Raw genomic sequence first — 19,017 nt, forward strand, 5'->3', positions numbered from 1 at the left:
TTATGAGCGACGATCACGACGACCGGAACGTCCACGGCGAGGCGCTCTCGCCCTGCTGTTCGGAGCCGCCGACTGGCTACCTGCGCGACGGCTGCTGTCGCCACGTCGACGAAGACCTGGGCCGGCACGAGATCTGTGCGGTCGTCACGCAGGAGTTCCTGGAGTACAGCCGCGAGCAGGGCAACGACCTCGTGACGCCGCGGCCCGAACTCGAGTTCCCGGGGCTGCACCCGGGCGACCGCTGGTGTCTCTGCATCGGCCGCTGGCTGGAGGCGAAAGAAGAGGGCGTGGCACCGCCGGTCGACCTGTCGGCGACGAACGAGGCGGTGCTGGAGACGGTGGATATGGAGACGCTCGAAGCGTACGCTGCCGAGGATTAGTTCCCGAGGCCGAGCAGGTCGAAGGGCGTGCCGTTGTCGTTCTCGTCGGCGTGCTCGAAGACGACGTGCGCGGTTGCAACGTCCTGAATTGCGAGGCCGGTGGAGTCGAAGACGGTGACTCCGTCGTCGGCGGTGCGGCCCGGACGCTCGCCCGCCACGATCTGGCCGATCTCGCCGTCGATGTCGTCGTCGTCGAGGACGCCAGCGTTCCACGGGACGTTGATCTCGCCGGAGTGGGTGCACTGCTTGTAGTCGTCGATGACGAGCTTCGCGGCGAGCAGCACCTCGTCGGCGATCTCGTGTTTCCCCTCGGCGTCGGCACCCATCGCATTGACGTGGGTGTGCTCGCCGAGGTCGTCGGCGGAGACGAGCGGGTCCTCGACCGGGGTCACGGTGGAGAGCACGTCGCAGTGGCCGGCCTCGCTGATGGAGCCGCCGCGGACGTCGAACTCGTCGTCGTAGCGGTCGATGAACCGTTCGACGGCATCGTCGCGCACGTCGCTGACGACGACTTCCTCGATGGGGCGGACCTCGGCGATGGCGTCGAGCTGGGTGTACGACTGGACGCCAGCACCGACGATACCGAGGCTGGTCGCGTCCTCGACGGCGAGGTAGTCCGTTGCGACGGCGGCGGCCGCGCCCGTGCGCTTCATCGTCAGCTCGGTGCCGTCCATGATGGCGAGGGGGAAGGCGGTCTCGGGGTCGGAGTAGATCATCGTCCCCATCACCGTCGGGAGGTCGTGGTCGTCGGGGTTGTCCGGGTGTACGTTCACCCACTTGATACCGGCCGCGTCCCACGACTCGGCGTTGAGGTACGCCGGCATCGACCGGAAGTCGCCGTTGTACTGCGGGAGGTCGATGTACGATTTCGCCGGCATCTGTGCGTTCCCGTGTTCGTAGGCCGCGAACGCGTCCTCGACCGCGCCGATGACGTCCGGCATCTGCGCGTTCTCGTCGACGTCCTCGCTGCTCAGGAGGAGTGTTTGCATGTCTGGCGCTACTGAACCACCGCACTTAGTTAAATCGGAACCCGACCACCGGCGGCAACCGACGACGAATTTACTGGTCGCCCCAGTCCGGGCCGCGACCGCCGAGCCGGCGGGCCAGCTCGACCGCCTCCGGATGGTGTTCCATGACGTCCGTCGGCGTTACGACGCCGATGGCCTGGAGCTGCTCGGTGACGGCGATGTGCCGGACGCCCTCCGCCTGCATCTGTTTCACCACGTCCTCGACGGCAACCTTCGGCGAGACGGTCACCAGCGGCGTGCTCATCACCTCGCCGACGGTGACCGTGTCCAGCCGCGACTGGCTCGAACTGCGGAGCCGGTCGAGCAACCGTGTGAGCGCTCCGCGCGGCGTTGGCTCGTCGTGGTCCTCGCACTCGAGTGCGAGCACGTCGGTCCGCGTGAGGATGCCGACCTTGTATGGCTTCGCGTCCCCCTGGCGGGTCACGATGATGCTCCCGATGTGGCGGTCGACCATCAGCTCGACCGCGGTCCGCACCGGCTCGTCCTCGTCGACGCTGACCGGCTGTTCCGACATGATATCGCGGACCTGCATGGCTGACCATCGAGTATGTGGTGCCAAGTAACGTTTGGCTATCGACCGGGGGTCGTGCCGTCCGCGTGGCAGCAGCTACGGGCGTAGCGTCGAAAGAAATCGATTGTCGGTCGAGTGCCGGTGCGCGGGTCGGATGGCTCGGGGTGGTGTGGCGTCGGCCGGGCTTACATCGGCTTCGTCCGAGCAAGCCCAGACGGCCTATGGAAATCTGTCTCCGACAGATTTCACATAGCCTTGGCCGAGGCCCCCTCGGCCGTGCGATGAGATTTCTCGTTCCTCGAAATCTACATCGCGCCGCCCATGCCGCCCATACCGCCCATGCCGCCCATACCGCCGCCCATGCCGCCGCCTGCGGGCGGGCCGCCGGCGTCGCCGCCGTCGTCGGGGTCGACCTGACCGCCGGAGAGGTCGCCCGCGGCGATGACGTCGTCGATGCGAAGGAGCATGACGGCCGCCTCGGTGGCGCTCTCGATGGCCTGAGTCTTCACGCGGAGCGGCTCGACGACACCCTCGTCCTCCATGTCGATGACGTCGCCGGTGTAGGCGTCGAGACCGGCCGCGTACTCGCCGCCGTCGTGGCGCGAGCGGAGTTCGACGAGGCTGTCGATGGAGTCGAGACCCGCGTTCTCGGCGAGCGTGCGCGGGATGACCTCGAGTGCGTCGGCGAAGGCCTCGACGGCCAGCTGCTCGCGGCCGCCGACGGAGTCGGCGAAGTCACGGAGCTGGAGTGCGACGTCGACCTCGGGTGCGCCGCCACCGGGGAGGACGGTGCCGTCCTCGATGGTCGCGCGGACGACGCCGAGCGAGTCGTCGATTGCGCGCTCGACCTCGTCGACGACGTGCTCGGTGCCGCCGCGGAGGAGGAGCGTGACGGACTTGGCGTCCTCGACGTCCTCGATGAGGATCTGCTCGTCGCCACCGACGTCCTGCTGGCTGATGCGGCCGGCGAAGCCGAGGTCGTCCTCTTCGATGTCGTCGACGTTGGCGACGACGCGGGCGCCGGTCGCGCGTGCGATGCGCTTCGCGTCGGAGTCCTTGACGCGGCGGATCGCGAGGATGCCCTCCTGGGCGAGGTAGTGCTGGGCCATGTCGTCGATGCCGTCGTCGACGAAGACGGCGTCAGTGCCGGCCTCGACGAGCGTGTCGACCATCTCCTTGAGCTGCTTCTCCTCCTGGTCGAGGAACTGCTGGAGCTGGTCGGGGTCCGTGACGTTGACCTCGGCGTCGATCTCGGTCTCGCGGACCTCGAGTGCGTCGTCGATGACGGCGACGTTCGCGTCCTCGACGAAGAACGGCATGTTGTCGTGTGCGCGGACCTTGTCGAGGAGGACGCCGTCCACGAGCTCGGAGTCGTCGACCGAGCCGCCGACGATCTTCTCGATCTTGATGTTCTCGGCGTCGATTCCTTCCTCGTCCTGAACGGAGAGGACGGCGTCGACGACGAGTTCGGCGAGGAGCTCCTTCGAGGACTCCGCGCCCTTGCCGGTCATCGCGGTCGCGGCGATCTGCTCGAGGTAGTCGCGGTCGTCATCGTCGACGTCGATGGCGGCGTCCTCGAGAAGTTCCTTGGCCTTCTCCGCGGCCTGACGGTAGCCGTTCGCGACGGTCGTCGCGTGGACGTCCTGCTCGAGGAGGTCCTCGGCCTTCTTCAGGAGCTCACCGGAGACGACGACGGCGCTCGTCGTGCCGTCGCCGACCTCGTCCTCCTGGGTCTGGGCGACCTCGACGATCATGTTGGCCGCCGGGTGCTCGATGTCCATCTCCTTCAGGATGGTCACGCCGTCGTTCGTGACGACGACGCCGCCCGTCGAGTCGACGAGCATCTTGTCCATTCCTTTCGGACCGAGTGTGGTGCGTACGGACTCGGCGACGGCCTTCCCGGCCGTGATGTTCATCGACTGCGCGTCCTTACCGGACGTTCGCTGACTGTCCTCGGAGAGAACGATGAGGGGCTGATTACCCATTTGCTGAGCCATGGTCGTCTGAATGATTGATTGGCATTCTATATAAACCTTTTGTTGACTGTTCTCAAAACCGCAAGACTCCACCCTCTAAAGGATTGGTAAACGTTGTCATGGCTGGTGGTTTATATACCCAATCGGCGGAGGAGAGACGCCTCGCTCGCCACTGTCGAGACCGAAGAAACGGTCGGTGACCGTCGTCGCTGCCCTACGTCCCGCCGGGGTACCGGTGGTAGTCCATCCCCTTGCGCTTCAGCTCGTTGTGCTTGCGTTCGAGGAAGGCGTACACCGAGCCGTGCGGCGCGCCGTCGAGCAGTCGCTCTGCGGCCTCGCGGACGATCTGGACCTGCTCCGGCCCGCCGATGACGCCCAGCGTCGAGCCGTAGATGACGACGCTCGAGCCCGTCAACTCCTCCATCAACTCTCTGGTCCGGCCGTCCTCGCCGATGAGGCGACCCTTCTTTCGCTTGCGGTCGCGCTTGTTGCGCGCCGCCGCGTCGATGTCGATGAGGTCGAACATCCGCATCTCGTCGTCGAGTAACGTCAACGCGTCCTCCGGTGGGAAGCCGCGACCGATCGCCTGGACGATGTCGGGCCCCTTCAGCGCGTCCACGGGGTCCCCGACCTGCTCGATTGCGACGGAGCCGTTCTCCGAGTCGATGTCCAGTCGGACACCGGCCCGGTTCTCGATCCGTCGCATCGTCTCACCGCCCTCGCCGATCAGCACGCCGATGCGGTCCTGCGGAATCTTCACGTGCTGCTGCATAGAACGGCGTAGCACGCGGACGTGTTTAAGACTTCGGCAGTGGACGTTTCGCGTGTCTCGGCTGTTCTCTGGAGTAGTCGGTTCTTGTTCCGGGTTCGGTGATGACGATACCCGAAAACTCGACTCTCTCGTGGGCTCGAGACCACGAGCGAGCGGCCTCTCGGTCATAGACACCGGCAGCGCAGTCAGCGACCGAAGGACAGTTGGGTCTAGGGCACCCAAAACAACGTAATGAGCACGCAGGACATCGAGCCACTCGACGTCGAGCGTATCCGCGAGGACTTCCCGGTCCTCGAGCGGACGGTCGGCGACGACGTCCCGCTGGTCTACCTGGACAACGGGGCGACGAGCCAGACGCCGGAGCAGGTCGTCGAGAGCATCGTCGACTACTACTACGGCTACAACGCGAACGTCCACCGCGGGGTGCACCAGCTGAGCCAGGAGGCCTCCATCGCGTACGAGGAGGCCCACGACCGCGTCGCGGAGTTCATCGGTGCCGACGGTCGCGAGGAGATCGTCTTCACGAAGAACACGACGGAGGCGATGAACCTCGTCGCGTACGCCTGGGGGCTGGCGGAACTGGGCCCGGGCGACGAGGTCGTCCTCACGGAGATGGAGCACCACGCCTCGCTGGTCACCTGGCAGCAGGTCGCCAAGCGCACCGGTGCGACGGTGAAGTACATCCCCATCGACGAGGACGGCATGCTGGACATGGACGCGGCGGCCGAGCTCGTCACCGACGACACGAAGATGGTCAGCGCGGTCCACGTCTCGAACACGCTCGGGACCGTCAACCCCGTCTCCGAGCTCGCCGACCTCGCGCACGAACACGACGCCTACGCGTTCATCGACGGCGCGCAGGCGGTGCCGACCCGACCGGTCGACGTGGGCGACATCGACGCCGACTTCTACGCCTTCTCGGGGCACAAGATGGCCGGCCCGACCGGTATCGGCGTGCTCTACGGCAAGGAGCACATCCTCGAGGCGATGCAGCCGTACCTCTACGGCGGCGACATGATACGGAAGGTCACGTTCGAGGACTCGACGTGGAACGACCTGCCCTGGAAGTTCGAGGCGGGCACGCCGCTCATCGCACAGGCCATCGGCCTCGACGCGGCCATCGACTACCTCGAAGACATCGGGATGGAGCGGGTGCAGCGCCACGAGGAGCGCCTCTCGCGCTACGCCTACGAGCAGCTGAGCGAGTTCGACGACGTGGAGATATTCGGCCCGTCGCCGGACCAGGGTCGCGGCGGGCTCGTCGCGTTCAACGTCGGGAGCGTCCACGCCCACGACCTCGCGAGCATCGTCAACGACTACGGCGTCGCCATCCGCGCCGGCGACCACTGCACCCAGCCGCTACACGACAAGCTCGGCGTCGCCGCTTCAGCCCGCGCGTCGTTCTACATCTACAACACCGAAGCCGAGATCGACACCCTCGTCGACGCCATCGACGACGCGCGGGAGCTGTTCGCGTAGCTCCGAACCGTTTTTCCAACTGGCATCGGTGCCGGAACCCATGGACATCCCCGCCCTCCGCGAACGCGCCGAGACGTACTTCGGCGGGCTCGCTCCGACGCACGACTGGCACCACGTCGAGCGCGTGGTCGAGAACGCCGAGACGCTCGCCGGCCGCACCGACCGGGCGGTCGACGAGGACGTGCTCCTGGGTGCTGCCTGGCTCCACGACATCGGGCGCAAGCGCGAGAGCGACGGCGAGATAGCGGACCACGCCGAGTGGGGTGCCGCGGAGGCCCGACGCATCCTCGAGACGCAGGGGGTCGACCCGGCGACCGTCGACGCCGTCGCGCACTGCATCCGCGCCCACCGGTTCTCGAACGACGTCGAGCCAGAGAGCCGCGAGGCGAAGCTGCTCTCCGACGCGGACAACCTCGACGCCATCGGCGCTGTCGGGCTCGCCCGGACGTTCGCCTACGCCGGGGAGCATGGCCGGACCCTCCACGACCCGACGCTCCCGCCCGAGGCCGACGACTCGCCCGCCGGCGAGACGTCGTTCAACCACGTCCACAAGAAGCTACTCCGTATCAGGGACCGGATGTACACGGATGCCGGTCGGGCGCTGGCGGCCGACCGCCACGCCTTCCTCGAGACGTTCGTCGAGCAGTTCGAGGGGGAGGTCGCCGGCGAACGCTGAGCCCGCCACCCCACCTCGGCTACTTCCCGTCCCGCCGTCGCCGTCGTCTCGCCAGCCCGGCGGCCGCGCCGACGCCCGCGAGCGCGGCGAGCACGCCGAAGCCGGGCGAGCCGCCGTCGTTGCTCTCGGTCGTGGCGTCGTTTCCGGCCGCCGTGGTCCGTCCCGACGTGCCACCCTCGCCGCTGCCGGAATCCGGCGGCCGTGTGGTCGACACGTCGGAGCCGCGCTGGCCCGGGACCGGCCGGGGGTCCATCGTCGGGGCGGGCTCGCCGTCGCTCTCGGGTTCGGGGAACAGCAGCAGACGGGCACCAACGCCCTGCTGGCGCTCCTCGCGGCTGTTCCCGGGGTTCTGGTAACTCACGCCGAGGAACCCCTCGTGGAACGGCTTGGCTGTCCAGAACACCGCGGTCTCGTCGTCGCGCCAGCCGACGAGGAGCCGTGGTGCAGCCGGGTCGGCCACGTCGTACACTCGGACGCCACCGCCGTACCAGGAGGTGTAGAGCCGGTCGCCGCGGACGCCGAAGTTGTGCGAGGTCGCGCCGTCGTTGTTCTCTGGCGGTGCGAGGATGGTCTCGCGGGCCGGCTCGTCGCCCATCGACCAGAGCTCGATGCCGCCCGGGCCGCCGTCGTGCTCGGACGTGTCCTCGCGGTCCCAGGCCTCCTTGCCGACGTACAGCGCCGAGCCGTCGGCACTTGGCTGGACGTAGTGGGCGTTGCCGGGCAGCTCGATGAACTCGGACGTGAAGCCGTCGCCGACGTCGGCGAGGTACTCGGCGGAGTGCTCGCCGAGCTTCGTCGTCGCAGTCGGGTTTGCGGGGTCACTCACGTCGACGGCCCACGTACCGGCGTCCCAGTAGGCGACGTAGAGCGTGTCGTCTTGCACGTACACGTCGTGGCACGAGAGGGAGTTCCGGCCGGCGTCGCGCCACGCGTCGTTCTCGTCGACGGCGGACCACTCGCCGACCTGTTCGGGGGAGTCGCCGGTCACGTCGTAGATCATCGTCGGCTCGTTCGGCACGCCGCTGCCGGTGAGGTAGGCGTGCGTGCCGTCGAAGAAGCAGTTGTGGATGCCGTGGTTCGTCGGCTGGAAGGCGAGTCGCTCCGGGTCTGCGGGGTCGCTCACGTCGTAGAGGAAGAACCCGGCGAACTCGCCGCGGCCGCCGGCGTTCGGCCCGGCGACGACGAGCCGGTCGTCGGCGTACTTCACGTCGTAGATTCGCTGCATCGGCCCCTCTCCGTCGTGGGTGAGCTCGCGCTCCTCGGCGAGGACTGTGGGGTTCGCGGGGTCGCTCACGTCGACGGTCGCGAAGCCGTCGCGCGTCGCCGCGAAGACGGTCTCTCCGTCCTCGCTCACGACGGCCTCGCAGACGCCTTCGATGGCCAGCTCCGCGGTCGGTTCGAGCGGCGTCGCCTGCCCGGTCGATCGCGACGCGGTCACGGTCGTCCCGGCGACACCGGCGGCGGCGGCGCCCGCCAGGCCGGCGAGGACGCCACGACGGTAGACGCGGTCGGAGGAGTGGTCAGTCGGGTACGGGACCATACGCACACAGACGACGGACCACGCCAAGTGTGTGTCCCAGTCTCAAACGTGTGTTTGACTCTTCTGCCCCGCTGCGGAACCCTTTTGCACCAAACTCCCCTATCCTCGGACAACAATGGGACCAGGCTCGGACATGTACCGACAGCAGATCCTCGACCACTACAAGAACCCCCGGAACTACGGGGAGATCGAGGATGCGACGTTCTCGCACGTCGGCGAGAACCCGATGTGCGGCGACGAGATACGCATCGACGTGAAGCTCGAGGACGATGAGGAGACCATCGCGGGCGCGGCCTTCCGCGGCGACGGCTGTGCGATCTCGCAGGCCGCCGCGAGCATGTTCTCACAGGAGCTCCGCGGAAAGACCCTCGACGAGCTCGCCGAGATGGACCGGGACGACATAATCGACATGCTCGGCGTCGATATCTCGCCGATGCGTGTCAAGTGTGCGGTGCTCGCGGAGAAAGTGGCACAGGACGGTGCGGACATCTACCGCGGCGAACTCGACCTGGAGAAGACGACGACGGAAGACGAAGACGAGTGAGCGGCGCTCCCGTGTCGTCGCGGCAACGCGTATCGGCGACTGCAGGACTCGTTCTCACGCGGACCCGAGTGCCCGTGCGATAGCGACCAGGTAGCCCAGCCCGCGCTTCACCTCGGGGTCCCGCGTCGCCTTCACGAGCCCGAGCGCGCCGACTGGTTCGGGCTCCTCGGTGCTTGCGTCGCCGACTGCGTCCAGCACCCGCTCCAGTCCGCGCGCGGTGTCCGGGTCGGCGGCGGTGTCGGCGAGCTCGCCCAGGCCGGTGCCAGTACCGGCGAGGCGCATCACCATCTTGTCGTCGAGCGCCCCGTTCGCGAGCGCCAGCAGGTCCGACAGCGCGGCGAGGTCGTCGAGCGTGCCGTTGCGCTGGAGCTCCGCGACCGTCGTCATCGCGTCGGCGAGTTCGTCGCCGTCGCGGCCGACGGCCTCGGCGAGCCGGACGGTCTCGTCGGTCGCCATCGCGTCGGCTGACTCGGCCAGCGTCGAGCCGGTGCTGGTGAGGCGGGTCACCATCTCGTCGTCGAGTGCGCTCGTCCCGAGTTCGAGCACGTCGAGCAGCTCGTTCACCCGGTCGAGCCGGGCGACGAACTCGGCGACCGCCTCCGGGTTCTCCTCGATCGCCTCGGTAAGCGGCTCCGGCTCGAACTCCTGTGGTGATTCTGCCATGGGTGTCACCTCAGAGCAGTCCCCTGGCGGTCAGCCAGTAGGACTCGTTGTATGCGAGCTTCGCCCAGTGGACGGGACGTGACTCGTCGCGCGGGTCGGGCGAGTGCTCGTAGTCGAACTCGACGAACGTCGCCTCGTCCATGCCCGCCTCGATGAAGCAGACGGTCTTCCCGTCGAACGTGGCGGTCGGGAGCTGGCCGCGGACCTCGCTGGCGATGCGGTCCGCGACGACGTCGGCCTCGTAGTGGGCGACGGAGCCGGCCTTGCTGGTCGGCACGTCGGCGGCGTCACCCATCGCGTACACGTCCTCGGCGTGGTCGGCTTCGAGGGTGTGCCTGTCGACGGCGACCCAGCCGTCCTCGCCGAGCCCCGAGTCGGCGATCAGGTCGTCGCCCGCGTGGGGTGGGATGGCGACGAGCAGGTCGTAGTCGAGCTCCTCGCCCTCCATCGAGCTGATGACGCCCGCCTCGGGGTCGACCGCCTCGGCGTTGAAGAACGTCTCCGTGTGGATGTCGCGCGCCTCGAACCGGGGTTCCATCCAGTTCGAGACGGACTCGAGGCCGTGCAGGCGCATAATGGGGTAGGTGTACGTGATCTCGACCTCGTCGCGGATGCCCCGCTGGCGGAACCACTCGTCGGCCATGAGCGTGAACTCGACCGGTGCGGCCGGACACATGTGCGGGACGCCGACGACGGTCAGCACGAGGTGGCCGCCGTCGAAGTCGGCGAGCGCGTCGCGGAGCTGCTCGGCACCCTCGGCCCCGTAGAAGTGGTGGCCACCCTCGACGAGACCGGGAATCTCGTCGGGCACCAGCTTCGCGCCGGTCGCGAGGACGAGGTGGTCGTACGACAGCGTGTCGCGGCCGTCCTGTAGCTCGACAGCCTTCGCGTCGGTGTCGATGTCGACGACGCGGTTGATCTCCAGGTCGACCCGCCGGTCGACCAGGTCCGCGAGCGGCCGGACCGCGTCGTCGGTGGTCTTCTTCCCGAACGGGACGTACAGGAACGTCGGCTTGTAGACGTGGTCGGGGGAGTCGTTCACCAGCGTCACCTCGACCTCGCCGGCTTCGACCTCGTGGTCGAGGTTCTCGACGAGCCGGTTGGCGAGTACGGTGCCGCCGGTGCCGCCCCCGACGATGACGATTCGGGTCATGGTTCAGGCCTTCTGGACGTAGATGCTCCAGTAGTCGTCGTGCTCGACGGTCTCGACGAGCTCGTGGCCGGCCTTCTCGACCCACTCGGGCACGTCCGTGACCGAGCCACGGTCTGAGGTCTGCAGTTTCAAGACGGTGCCGCTGTCTGCCGTCTTGACCTTCCCGATGAGGTCCATCAGGGGGCCGGGGCAGCCGGCACCGCGGGCATCGATCGTTACGTCGGCGGTGAGTTGTTCGCTCATTGTTGGATGTCTCGTTGTCGTGTCGTGATGTTCGGTGGGCGATGCGGCTGGCGACCGGGGCGGGCTCAGACGAACACCACCTGCTTGTCGCTGGCCTTCGTCAGGAAGCCGGAGACGCCGAGCTCTCCGTCGAAGATGTCGACGTAGTCGTCGAGCTCGCGGCCCCACATCTCCATGGCCATCGTGCAGGCGTAGAGGTTCATCGGGCCCATCTCCTTGGCGTCACGGAACTGCTCCGTGAACAGGGGCACCTCCGTCTCCTCGCTCGTCAGCATCGCCTCGCCGAGCGGTCCCGTCGCGAAGTCCCGCGTCTCGACGACCTCGTGTTCGAACGGACGGAGCCCGTTCATCGTCACGAACACGTCGACCGGGATGTCCGAGGCTGCCGCGATGGAGCCGATGATGCTGGCGGCGGTGATCTTCTCGAATTCGTCCGTCGCGATGACGAGTGCGTAACCATTCATGGGGCCTTCACAGCTGAACGTTCGTCACCGACCGGTATAGTCTTGTACTGCAATTCCAAGACTGTGGGAAACAGCTTGCGCCACGTCTCCGGGGCCTGCTCGGAGCCTCAGTCCGCCGACAGCTGCTACCGTGTCCCAACTGGTCCGCGAGTACCACCGCCACCGCGAGCACGACGCTGTCGGCGAGCTGGCCCTGGAAGCCGACCTCGTCGCGGAAGTGCCCGTACCGCAGGAAACAGATGTCGAGGAAAGCGCACGCGAAGGTGGCGTCGCCAGTTTATACGGGGCTTACGACTCCCCGAGAGAAAAACCGGATTCGGTTTCGATGCCGTTACTCGGGCCGCAGCCCGCCGTCCTGCACGCGCATGACGGCCTCGCCGTCGGCGAGGTTCGGCGCGTCCACGAGGCGGACGATGCGCTTGTCGCCCTTGGACTTGCGGAGGTACATCCGGAAGGTGGACTTGTGGCCGAGGATGTTACCACCGATGGGCTGGGTCGGGTCGCCGAAGAACGAGTCGGGGTTCGACGCGACCTGGTTGGTGACGAGGACGGCGCAGTTGTACAGATTGCCGACCTTGTCGAGGTCGTGGAGGTGCTTGTTGAGCTTCTGTTGCCGGTTGGCGAGTTCGCCACGACCGACGTACTCGGCGCGGAAGTGTGCGGTGAGCGAGTCGACACAGACCAGACGGACTGGCCACTCGCTGTCCTCGTGTTCGCCGGCCAGTTCCTGTGCCTTCTCGGCGAGCAGCATCTGGTGGTTCGAGTTGAACGCCTTCGCGACGTGGGTCTTGTCGAGGAAGTCGTCGACGAGCTCTTCCATCGTCTCGTCGTCGTCGGGCGAGCCCTCGATGCCGCGGTCCTCCAGCGTGGCCTCGATGGCTTCCTCGGGGAGCCCGCGGACCATGTCGTCGATGCGCTCGGGGCGGAACGTGTCCTCGGAGTCGATGAAGATGACGGAGCCGTGCAAGCCGCCGACTTCCTTCGGGAGCTGGACGTTCACCGAGAGCTGGTGTGTGACCTGGGACTTGCCGGCCCCGAACTCGCCGTACACTTCGGTGATAGACTGCGTCTCGACGCCGCCGCCGAGGAGCTCGTCTACCTCGTCGATCTGCCAGCTGAGCTTGCCGATCTCGTTGCGTCGTTCGAGCACCTGCGAGCCGGTCTCGAAGCCGCCGATGTCAGCCTCCTCACGGGCTGCCTGGACGATGTCGGCCGCGCTGGACTCGCCAACGTCGGCCGTGTTCGAGAGCTCGGAGGGGGAGGCGACTGCGATACCCTGGAAGGAGTCGAAGCCTGCGTCGCGGAGCTTGTCTGCCGTTGCCGGTCCCACGCCGGGGAGTTTCTCGAGGTCTACGTCTGCCATACCAGTCCGTGAGTCCCGATAGGGTATAAAGCCCCGTAAACAGGGGAGTGAAAGTGAAAGTAGAACGTGGCGGTGGGGTTGACTCGTTGCCGGAGCGAGGGGTTAAACGGGAAGGGTCGGCGGGACGGTCAGCTGCGGCCGGCTCGCGGCCCGACGCGGGGGTCGACCAGCGCCAGCGCGAGGTCGCCGAGCAGGCGGACGGCGACGACGACGGCGAGGAGCAGTACCACCAGCGTCGCGGCGAGCGGGAAGTCGCCCTGGATGCTCGCCTGGTAGAACAGCCGGCCGAGCCCGTACGCCTCACTACTCGGTGGCGTCGGAGCCGGAACGACTGCCTCGACGACCACGACCGCGCCGACGAGGTACGCCGCATCGTCGGCGATCTGCCGCAGGTGCGCCAGCAGTGCGGCGGGGGCGAGGTGTCGCCAGAACACGGTGCTGCGTGAGAGCCCCTTCGCGCGAGCGGCGTCGACGTGGCCGTCCCGCCGGGCCTCGCGCACGGCGCGCGACACGTCCCTGATACGGGTTCCGACCAGCGCGGACGCGACGACGACGGTGGTGAGCGCGAGCACCGGGCCCCGGGCTGGGGACTCACCCGGCCAGAGGACGGCCGCCGCGATCGCGGCGAGTACGACGTTCGGTGCGCTTCGACCCAGGACCGAGCAGTTCTCGACGGCGGCCCCGAGCCGACCGTCGCGCAGGCCCGTGGCGAGCCCGATCGGCACCGCGACTGCGGTGACGAGACAGAGCGCACCGACGGCGACCAGCGCGGTGTTCGGGAGGGCGTCGAGGACGAGCGGGCCGGCCGGCCCGCGGTCGAGCACCCACGCGTTGCCGAGGTCGAACGTGAGGAGCCGGTCGACGTAGGTCAGATATCCAGTGACCGGGTCGGCGTCGACGCCGAGCAGCCGGTGGTACCGCTGCGTACGGGCGGGGCCGAGGTCGACCGGGCCGACGATGACGTTCGGGACGGGGAGTGGTCCGAGCCGGATGGCCGCGAAGCAGACGGTCGCGGCGGTGAACAGGCCGAACCCGGCGACGGCGATGCGCGTGGCGAGGTAGCGCAACGGGTCGGTTGGGTGGAGGGCGTCGCGTTGCATCGTTCCCGAAACTCACAGGCAGCAGATAAGAATGTCGGGCTACTCGTACCCCACCCGCGGGTCGATGACGGTATAGAGGAAGTCCTGGAGGACGTTCATCGAGACGATGATGAGGATGAAGATGTACATCAGCGACCCCACGAGGGGCATGTCGCCCTGCTTGGCGGCCTGCAGGAACAGGTAGCCGAGGCCGTTGATGGCGAAGATCTGCTCCATGATGACCGAGCCACCGATGAGCAAGAACGCCTCGCTCAGGATGACGGGCACGAGGGGGATGAGCGCGTTGCGGAAGACGTGCTTCCAGACGATCTTCTGTCGGGAGAGCCCCTTCGCGCGGGCAGTCTCGACGTACTTCGAGTTGATCGTCTCCAGCACGGCCGTCCGCCCCAGGCGCATCTCGTTGCCCATCGACGCCGAGCCGAGGACGATAGCGGGCGGGAGCACCATCTTCACCGCGCGGACGAAGGTGTCCACGTCGAAGCTGAACAACGAGATGGTGGTCCCGCCGACGGTGAACAGGTCGGTGCCGTTCGGGTCGTAGAAGTCCAGTGGCGGTGGCGTCCCGATGTTGTTGCTCACGAGCCAGGTGTCCCACTGGAACTCGACGATGCCGAAGGTGAGTATCGAGGAGTAGTGGCCGGACTGGCTCAGCACGGAGAGGAAGATGACGCCGAGCCAGAAGTTCGGCATCGCGCGCCAGACGATACCGCTGAAGGAGGCGGCGTAGTCTCCCATCGTGTTCGGGTTGAGCCCGGCGTAGAAGCCGAGCGGGATACCGATGAACAGCGGGAGCAGGATGGACCAGAAGCCCAGCCAGAGCGTCCGCGGGGCGTGACCGACGACGAGCGACATCGCGGACGTGTTCTCCTGAATGACGTAGGAGTTCCCGAGGTCGAACGTCAGCAGGCCGACCATGTAGTCGATGTACTGCTGCCAGAGGGGTTCGTCCAGCCCGAGCTGTGCCTCGACCCGTGCGTACTGTGAGGGGGGCACGTCGTTCCCGAGGATGGCCGCGACCGGGTCGAGCGGCCCCATCCGAATTATCATGAAAGTGATGGTAGTGCCGAACAGTACGACGGGGAGCATCAACAGCAGTCGTTTCGCGAAGTAGTTCCAGCGGCTCATGGTGGTCTCGTGCGCCGTCTCGCGGCGCGTGTCACTAGCACTCACGAGAAACTACCACTTCAACAGAGTGATTGGTCAAACGGGCGCTTTGGTCACGACTGGCTACCCGTTCGAGACGCTGCCGAGTGCCCGTGCCGTCGAGACCGACCCGGGAACGACCATGAGGAGCATCGGGAGCACGTCGAGGAGTTCCGCGTTCGGGTGCGCGAGGTACGTCCGGACACCGTACGCGACCGCGGCGAAGCAGACCAGAGCTGCAATCGCGTAGAGTGAGCGCTCGGAGTCAGTCACCACTCGTTTCTGTCGGATATATCTCGCAAAAATACCGCGGAACGCGGCGACCGGCGCAGTCGGTCACTCCCAGGGATGCGTCCCGCGACTGCTCGGCCACAGCGGGTACCAGTACTGCTTGTCGTTCTCGATGTCGAGCTCGCCGTCGAGGTTGCTCTCCAATTTGAACTCGAGGGCGTCGTCGCGCTCCTGGCCGCCGCGAGGGACGAACGGGTAGTACGCGCCGCGGCGGAACGAGTAGATCCAGTACGCGTTGCGGTCGCCGTTCGAGAAGCCGAAGACGGCGGCGAGCAGCCGGGAGCCGTAGTCGCGCTCGATGAAGGTGTCGGCGGCGAAGTGGAGGCTGGTGACGAGGTCCTCGGGGTCGTCGTCGTGGAGGACGACCCAGTGGTAGCCGTGGCTGTCCTCGCGCAGGTCGAAGTCGGTGCCGGTCTCCTGGGAGCCGGCCGCGAGGATGTCCTCGACCTCGCGGACGGTGTCGGCGAAGTCCGTGCTGTCGACGCCGGAGAAACAGAGTGCGGCGTCGCCAGTCGACCCGTAGTCGATTTCGGTGGCCATCGTGATGTACGCCGTGCTCATCCCGAACAGGTCCTCGGGGTCGGCGTCGCGGGCGGCGTCGGCCTCGGCGCGGGTACCGAGCATCTCGCGGATAGAATCGAACAGCCCCATACCCATCGGGATGGCCGGGACCGCCTTAGGCCTCCCTATCGCGGCGTCCCGTCGTCGCGAACGCTCACGTCCCAGATGGTCCGGCCGCCGATGAGCACCGCGAGGACGCCGACGAGTGCGACGAACGGCGAGACGACGGTGTCGACGCGGTCGAACAGGCCCTGGGTGGGGAACACCTGGACGCGGTACACCTGACCGTCGAGCCGGACGTAGTCCGCCTCGATGAGCGGGACGACGGCGGCGCTGTCGGCCCCGCGCCAGCGCGTCGCCCGGTCGCGGTCGGCGGCCTCGCGGAGGGTCTCGTGGGCGGGTCCGGCGAGGCTCGATGCGTTCGTCACGCGGTCCCCGGAGACGGTGTTCTCGGCGGGCGTCGCGGCCACCTCGACGGTCGTGTCGCCCGGGTTCAGGCCGAGGTAGACCGGGTGGGCCGCGACGAGGAGGCCGACGACGAGCAGTATCGCCCCGGCGCGGACCCGGTCCATCGGTTCAGGCCGCCTCCATCTCGCGCTCGAGCTGCTGGAGCCGGTCGATGCGGCGCTCCATCGAGGGGTGCGTGCTGAACAGGCGGGTGATGGTGCCCCCGCTGACCGGGAAGATGAAGAACGCGTTCATCTCGGCCTGCTCGCGCATGTCCTCCTTCGGGGCTCGGTCCATCCCGCCGGAGATGCTGGCGAGCGCGGACGCCAGCGCCGCGGGCTTGCCGGTGATGACCGCTGCGCCGCGGTCGGCGGCGAACTCCCGGTACCGCGAGAGCGCCCGGATGAGCAGGTAGGAGATGGCCCAGACGACCAGCGAGACGGCGATGGCGACGAACACGCCGCCGTTGTTCCGGTCCCGCCCGCCGCCGCCGAACCAGAAGCCGAAGCGGAACACGAGGAAGGCGATTGTCGAGAGGAACGACGCGATGGTCATGACCATCACGTCGCGGTTCTTCACGTGGGCGAGCTCGTGTGCGATGACGCCTTCGAGTTCCTCATCGTCCAGCGTCTGCATCAGGCCGGTCGTCACGGCGACGGCCGAGTGCTTCTGCGAGCGCCCGGTCGCGAACGCGTTGGGCACCCGCGAGTCGACGACGGCGACCTTCGGAACGGGGACGTTGGCCTGCTGGGAGAGCCGACGGACCATCCCGTGGAGTTCGGGGTACTCGTCCTCGCTCACCTCTTTCGCGCCCATGCTCCACAGCGTGAGCTTGTCGCTGAAGAACCACTGCGCGCCGGAGAACAGCGCGAAGACCATGATGATGCCGGTGAAGCCGAACCCGAGGTACACCGACAGCGCCCCTATGAAGGCGAGATACACCGCTGTCAACAGGAACATTGTGACGAACATGCGGAGCCGGAGCCCCCAGTCCGCTTTCCATTGCATATTCGCGAGAAGGAGTCGAGCGGTCTAAAGTTCGTCGCCGTCGAGCTCACCCCAACGACGACACGCCGACGAGCGCGAGGGCCGAGAACAGCCCGACGCCGAGACAGAGCGCGCCGAGGCGAAACCGTCGCGGCAGGCCCGTCGTGCTGGTCCGGAACGTCGAGGGGTCGGTGACGTCGAACCCCCCCTGCACGCCCGCTTCGATGGTCTCGGTGCCGCTGTTGTTCGTCGCGAACGACAGCGAGCCGACGGCGATGCCGACGACCGCCGAGGCGAGCGCGACGTTCGGCAGCATCGCGGCGACGTCGCCGCCGTTGGTCGAGACGACGGCGGCCGTCCCACCGAGCAGGAGGGCGGTGCAGAGTGCGCCACCGACGAGCGTGTACCTGACGAACAGCGGGACGAGTCGTTTCAGGCCCATGTGCCGGAGTAGCCCGTCTCCTGATATAAACTTTCCCTGACTAATCTGCGCGGTGTCATTTCTCCGTCGGTCGCGGAATCCTGCGCTTTATACGGCAGAACGGCCTACGAACCGGCCATGACCGACCAGCGCTCGTTCTGCCCCCGTTGTGGGGAGGCGATGTCCGACGCGGCCGCCAGCGACCCGCTGGGCAAGTCCGACGTGGGCGTCTGCGACGACTGCTACTTCGACCAGTTCGAACTCGTCGACGCGCCCGAACGCATCGAGGTTCGCGTCTGTGCCACCTGCGGGGCCGTCTTCCGGGGCCGTCGCTGGGTCGACGTGGGCGCGGAGGACTACACGGACGTGGCGATAGAGGAGGTGTCCGAGGCGCTCGCGGTCCACGTCGACGCCGAGGACGTCTCGTGGCAGGTCCAGCCGGAGCAGGTCGACCAGAACAACATCCGGATGCACTGCCTGTTCTCGGGCGTCGTCCGCGGCCAGCACCGGGAATCGGAGGTCACGATACCGGTGCGCATCGCCCGCCAGACCTGCACCCGGTGTGGGCGCATCGCGGGCGACTACTACGCCTCCATCGTCCAGGTCCGGGCGCTCGACCGCACCCCCGACAGCGAGGAGATCGAGCGCGCCAAGGAGATATCGAACATGGTCGTCGACCGGATGGAGGCGACGGGCGACCGGAACGCGTTCGTCACCGAGATGGGCGAGACCGACGACGGGCTCGACGTGAAGGTCTCGACGAACAACATCGGCAAGCAGATCGCCGCGAAGGTCGTCGAGGAGTTCGGCGGGGCGTGGACCGACCACGAGACGCTCGTTACCGAGGACGAGGACGGCAACGAGGTGTACCGGGTCACCTACGCCGTGCGGCTGCCGCCGTACCGCCCCGGGGACGTCATCGAACTCGACGACGAGGACGACGACGACGGCCCGATACTCGTCAGCAGCGCCCGTGGCAACCTGAAGGGGGTGCGCGTGACGACCGGCGAGCGCTACGAGGCCAGCTACGAGGAGGGGGACGCCCCGGACGCCAGGAAGCTCGGCACCGTCGAGGACGGCGTCGAGACCTCGCTCGTCGCCGTCGAGGACGAGCACTCGGTGCAGGTGCTCGACCCCGAGACGTATCAGGCCAAGACCATCGCCCGCCCGGACTACTTCGAGGGCGACGGCGACACGGTTCGGGTGCTGAAGAGCCGTGCCGGCCTGCACGTCCTCCCGCCCGAGGAGGACGACGAGGACGACTGGTGGTGACGC

The 19,017-nt window shown here is 67.4% G+C and carries 22 protein-coding genes; 5 read left to right on the forward strand and 17 right to left on the reverse strand.

The genetic code is table 11. The annotated features are described in order from the left end of the window. Positions 1-2: 2 nt before the first annotated feature. On the forward strand, positions 3-380 hold the full coding sequence (locus NO978_RS10305) for a DUF2237 family protein (protein ID WP_257299501.1): 378 nt from the start codon (positions 3-5) through the stop codon (positions 378-380). On the opposite strand, the gene NO978_RS10310 is transcribed toward NO978_RS10305, so the two are convergent. From NO978_RS10310 to NO978_RS10325, 4 genes are all read right to left on the reverse strand, one after another. Then, positions 377-1,369: an ornithine cyclodeaminase family protein gene (locus NO978_RS10310; RefSeq protein ID WP_257299502.1), complete on the reverse strand. Its 993-nt coding sequence runs from the start codon at positions 1,367-1,369 to the stop codon at positions 377-379. The genes NO978_RS10305 and NO978_RS10310 overlap by 4 nt on opposite strands. Before the next feature lie 70 nt (positions 1,370-1,439). Further along, on the reverse strand, positions 1,440-1,940 hold the full coding sequence (locus tag NO978_RS10315) for a cyclic nucleotide-binding/CBS domain-containing protein (protein WP_257299503.1): 501 nt from the start codon (positions 1,938-1,940) through the stop codon (positions 1,440-1,442). A 284-nt stretch (positions 1,941-2,224) separates the two neighbouring features. Beyond that, positions 2,225-3,904, reverse strand: coding sequence for a thermosome subunit alpha (thsA, locus tag NO978_RS10320; protein WP_257299552.1), 1,680 nt, complete (start codon positions 3,902-3,904; stop codon positions 2,225-2,227). A gap of 205 nt (positions 3,905-4,109) precedes the next feature. Beyond that, on the reverse strand, positions 4,110-4,667 hold the full coding sequence (locus tag NO978_RS10325) for a pre-rRNA-processing protein PNO1 (RefSeq protein ID WP_257299504.1): 558 nt from the start codon (positions 4,665-4,667) through the stop codon (positions 4,110-4,112). Between the two features lie 231 nt (positions 4,668-4,898). On the opposite strand from NO978_RS10325, the gene NO978_RS10330 reads away from it, so the two are divergent. After that, entirely contained in the window at positions 4,899-6,146 is a 1,248-nt protein-coding gene (locus NO978_RS10330; protein ID WP_257299505.1) for an aminotransferase class V-fold PLP-dependent enzyme, read from the forward strand. 40 nt (positions 6,147-6,186) lie between these two features. Continuing rightward, on the forward strand, positions 6,187-6,822 hold the full coding sequence (locus NO978_RS10335) for an HD domain-containing protein (protein ID WP_257299506.1): 636 nt from the start codon (positions 6,187-6,189) through the stop codon (positions 6,820-6,822). Between the two features lie 19 nt (positions 6,823-6,841). On the opposite strand, the gene NO978_RS10340 is transcribed toward NO978_RS10335, so the two are convergent. Next, positions 6,842-8,362, reverse strand: a complete 1,521-nt coding sequence (locus NO978_RS10340) for an LVIVD repeat-containing protein (protein WP_257299507.1) — start codon at positions 8,360-8,362, stop codon at positions 6,842-6,844. Positions 8,363-8,477: 115 nt separating this feature from the next. Between NO978_RS10340 and sufU the strand changes: the two genes are divergently transcribed. Beyond that, positions 8,478-8,906 carry a Fe-S cluster assembly sulfur transfer protein SufU gene (gene sufU / locus NO978_RS10345; protein WP_257299508.1) on the forward strand — a complete coding sequence of 143 codons (429 nt, stop codon included), beginning with the start codon at positions 8,478-8,480 and terminating at the stop codon, positions 8,904-8,906. 54 nt (positions 8,907-8,960) lie between these two features. Here the strand turns inward: sufU and NO978_RS10350 are convergent, their stop codons facing one another. The 12 genes from NO978_RS10350 to NO978_RS10405 form a co-directional block, all read right to left on the reverse strand. Then, positions 8,961-9,569: a DUF1641 domain-containing protein gene (locus tag NO978_RS10350; RefSeq protein ID WP_257299509.1), complete on the reverse strand. Its 609-nt coding sequence runs from the start codon at positions 9,567-9,569 to the stop codon at positions 8,961-8,963. Between the two features lie 10 nt (positions 9,570-9,579). Then, complete coding sequence (locus NO978_RS10355) at positions 9,580-10,722, reverse strand: NAD(P)/FAD-dependent oxidoreductase (RefSeq protein ID WP_257299510.1); 1,143 nt, start codon at positions 10,720-10,722, stop codon at positions 9,580-9,582. 3 nt (positions 10,723-10,725) lie between these two features. Continuing rightward, on the reverse strand, positions 10,726-10,965 hold the full coding sequence (locus NO978_RS10360) for a sulfurtransferase TusA family protein (protein ID WP_257299511.1): 240 nt from the start codon (positions 10,963-10,965) through the stop codon (positions 10,726-10,728). A gap of 65 nt (positions 10,966-11,030) precedes the next feature. After that, positions 11,031-11,429: a DsrE family protein gene (locus NO978_RS10365; protein ID WP_257299512.1), complete on the reverse strand. Its 399-nt coding sequence runs from the start codon at positions 11,427-11,429 to the stop codon at positions 11,031-11,033. A 331-nt stretch (positions 11,430-11,760) separates the two neighbouring features. Then, positions 11,761-12,792 carry a DNA repair and recombination protein RadA gene (gene radA, locus NO978_RS10370; RefSeq protein WP_257299513.1) on the reverse strand — a complete coding sequence of 344 codons (1,032 nt, stop codon included), beginning with the start codon at positions 12,790-12,792 and terminating at the stop codon, positions 11,761-11,763. A gap of 128 nt (positions 12,793-12,920) precedes the next feature. After that, positions 12,921-13,892 carry an ABC transporter permease subunit gene (locus NO978_RS10375; RefSeq protein WP_257299514.1) on the reverse strand — a complete coding sequence of 324 codons (972 nt, stop codon included), beginning with the start codon at positions 13,890-13,892 and terminating at the stop codon, positions 12,921-12,923. Between the two features lie 39 nt (positions 13,893-13,931). Then, complete coding sequence (locus NO978_RS10380) at positions 13,932-15,017, reverse strand: ABC transporter permease (protein WP_257299553.1); 1,086 nt, start codon at positions 15,015-15,017, stop codon at positions 13,932-13,934. 102 nt (positions 15,018-15,119) lie between these two features. Continuing rightward, on the reverse strand, positions 15,120-15,311 hold the full coding sequence (locus tag NO978_RS10385) for a hypothetical protein (protein WP_257299515.1): 192 nt from the start codon (positions 15,309-15,311) through the stop codon (positions 15,120-15,122). 60 nt (positions 15,312-15,371) lie between these two features. Further along, the gene (locus tag NO978_RS10390; RefSeq protein ID WP_257299516.1) at positions 15,372-15,977 is read right to left on the reverse strand and encodes a hypothetical protein; all 606 of its coding nucleotides are present in this window, start codon (positions 15,975-15,977) and stop codon (positions 15,372-15,374) included. A gap of 35 nt (positions 15,978-16,012) precedes the next feature. Then, positions 16,013-16,459 carry a hypothetical protein gene (locus tag NO978_RS10395; protein WP_257299517.1) on the reverse strand — a complete coding sequence of 149 codons (447 nt, stop codon included), beginning with the start codon at positions 16,457-16,459 and terminating at the stop codon, positions 16,013-16,015. Positions 16,460-16,463: 4 nt separating this feature from the next. After that, positions 16,464-17,342: a zinc metalloprotease HtpX gene (gene htpX, locus NO978_RS10400; RefSeq protein WP_257299518.1), complete on the reverse strand. Its 879-nt coding sequence runs from the start codon at positions 17,340-17,342 to the stop codon at positions 16,464-16,466. A 46-nt stretch (positions 17,343-17,388) separates the two neighbouring features. Then, the gene (locus tag NO978_RS10405; protein WP_257299519.1) at positions 17,389-17,763 is read right to left on the reverse strand and encodes a hypothetical protein; all 375 of its coding nucleotides are present in this window, start codon (positions 17,761-17,763) and stop codon (positions 17,389-17,391) included. 117 nt (positions 17,764-17,880) lie between these two features. Here NO978_RS10405 and NO978_RS10410 point away from each other — a divergent pair, with 117 nt between their 5' ends. Next, entirely contained in the window at positions 17,881-19,014 is a 1,134-nt protein-coding gene (locus NO978_RS10410; protein WP_257299520.1) for a 60S ribosomal export protein NMD3, read from the forward strand. Positions 19,015-19,017 lie beyond the last annotated feature (3 nt).

The sequence above is a fragment of the Haloarchaeobius sp. FL176 genome (assembly GCF_024609245.1).
Lineage (GTDB): Archaea > Halobacteriota > Halobacteria > Halobacteriales > Natrialbaceae > Haloarchaeobius.

Bases quoted from the DNA above. Each gene is read 5' to 3' on its own strand.
- NO978_RS10305 (WP_257299501.1), top strand. From the start codon at position 3: ATGAGCGACGATCACGACGACCGGAACGTCCACGGCGAGGCGCTCTCG.
- NO978_RS10310 (WP_257299502.1), bottom strand. From the start codon at position 1,369: ATGCAAACACTCCTCCTGAGCAGCGAGGACGTCGACGAGAACGCGCAG.
- NO978_RS10315 (WP_257299503.1), bottom strand. From the start codon at position 1,940: ATGCAGGTCCGCGATATCATGTCGGAACAGCCGGTCAGCGTCGACGAG.
- thsA (WP_257299552.1), bottom strand. From the start codon at position 3,904: ATGGGTAATCAGCCCCTCATCGTTCTCTCCGAGGACAGTCAGCGAACG.
- NO978_RS10325 (WP_257299504.1), bottom strand. From the start codon at position 4,667: ATGCAGCAGCACGTGAAGATTCCGCAGGACCGCATCGGCGTGCTGATC.
- NO978_RS10330 (WP_257299505.1), top strand. From the start codon at position 4,899: ATGAGCACGCAGGACATCGAGCCACTCGACGTCGAGCGTATCCGCGAG.
- NO978_RS10335 (WP_257299506.1), top strand. From the start codon at position 6,187: ATGGACATCCCCGCCCTCCGCGAACGCGCCGAGACGTACTTCGGCGGG.
- NO978_RS10340 (WP_257299507.1), bottom strand. From the start codon at position 8,362: ATGGTCCCGTACCCGACTGACCACTCCTCCGACCGCGTCTACCGTCGT.
- sufU (WP_257299508.1), top strand. From the start codon at position 8,478: ATGGGACCAGGCTCGGACATGTACCGACAGCAGATCCTCGACCACTAC.
- NO978_RS10350 (WP_257299509.1), bottom strand. From the start codon at position 9,569: ATGGCAGAATCACCACAGGAGTTCGAGCCGGAGCCGCTTACCGAGGCG.
- NO978_RS10355 (WP_257299510.1), bottom strand. From the start codon at position 10,722: ATGACCCGAATCGTCATCGTCGGGGGCGGCACCGGCGGCACCGTACTC.
- NO978_RS10360 (WP_257299511.1), bottom strand. From the start codon at position 10,965: ATGAGCGAACAACTCACCGCCGACGTAACGATCGATGCCCGCGGTGCC.
- NO978_RS10365 (WP_257299512.1), bottom strand. From the start codon at position 11,429: ATGAATGGTTACGCACTCGTCATCGCGACGGACGAATTCGAGAAGATC.
- radA (WP_257299513.1), bottom strand. From the start codon at position 12,792: ATGGCAGACGTAGACCTCGAGAAACTCCCCGGCGTGGGACCGGCAACG.
- NO978_RS10375 (WP_257299514.1), bottom strand. From the start codon at position 13,892: ATGCAACGCGACGCCCTCCACCCAACCGACCCGTTGCGCTACCTCGCC.
- NO978_RS10380 (WP_257299553.1), bottom strand. From the start codon at position 15,017: ATGAGCCGCTGGAACTACTTCGCGAAACGACTGCTGTTGATGCTCCCC.
- NO978_RS10390 (WP_257299516.1), bottom strand. From the start codon at position 15,977: ATGGGGCTGTTCGATTCTATCCGCGAGATGCTCGGTACCCGCGCCGAG.
- NO978_RS10395 (WP_257299517.1), bottom strand. From the start codon at position 16,459: ATGGACCGGGTCCGCGCCGGGGCGATACTGCTCGTCGTCGGCCTCCTC.
- htpX (WP_257299518.1), bottom strand. From the start codon at position 17,342: ATGCAATGGAAAGCGGACTGGGGGCTCCGGCTCCGCATGTTCGTCACA.
- NO978_RS10405 (WP_257299519.1), bottom strand. From the start codon at position 17,763: ATGGGCCTGAAACGACTCGTCCCGCTGTTCGTCAGGTACACGCTCGTC.
- NO978_RS10410 (WP_257299520.1), top strand. From the start codon at position 17,881: ATGACCGACCAGCGCTCGTTCTGCCCCCGTTGTGGGGAGGCGATGTCC.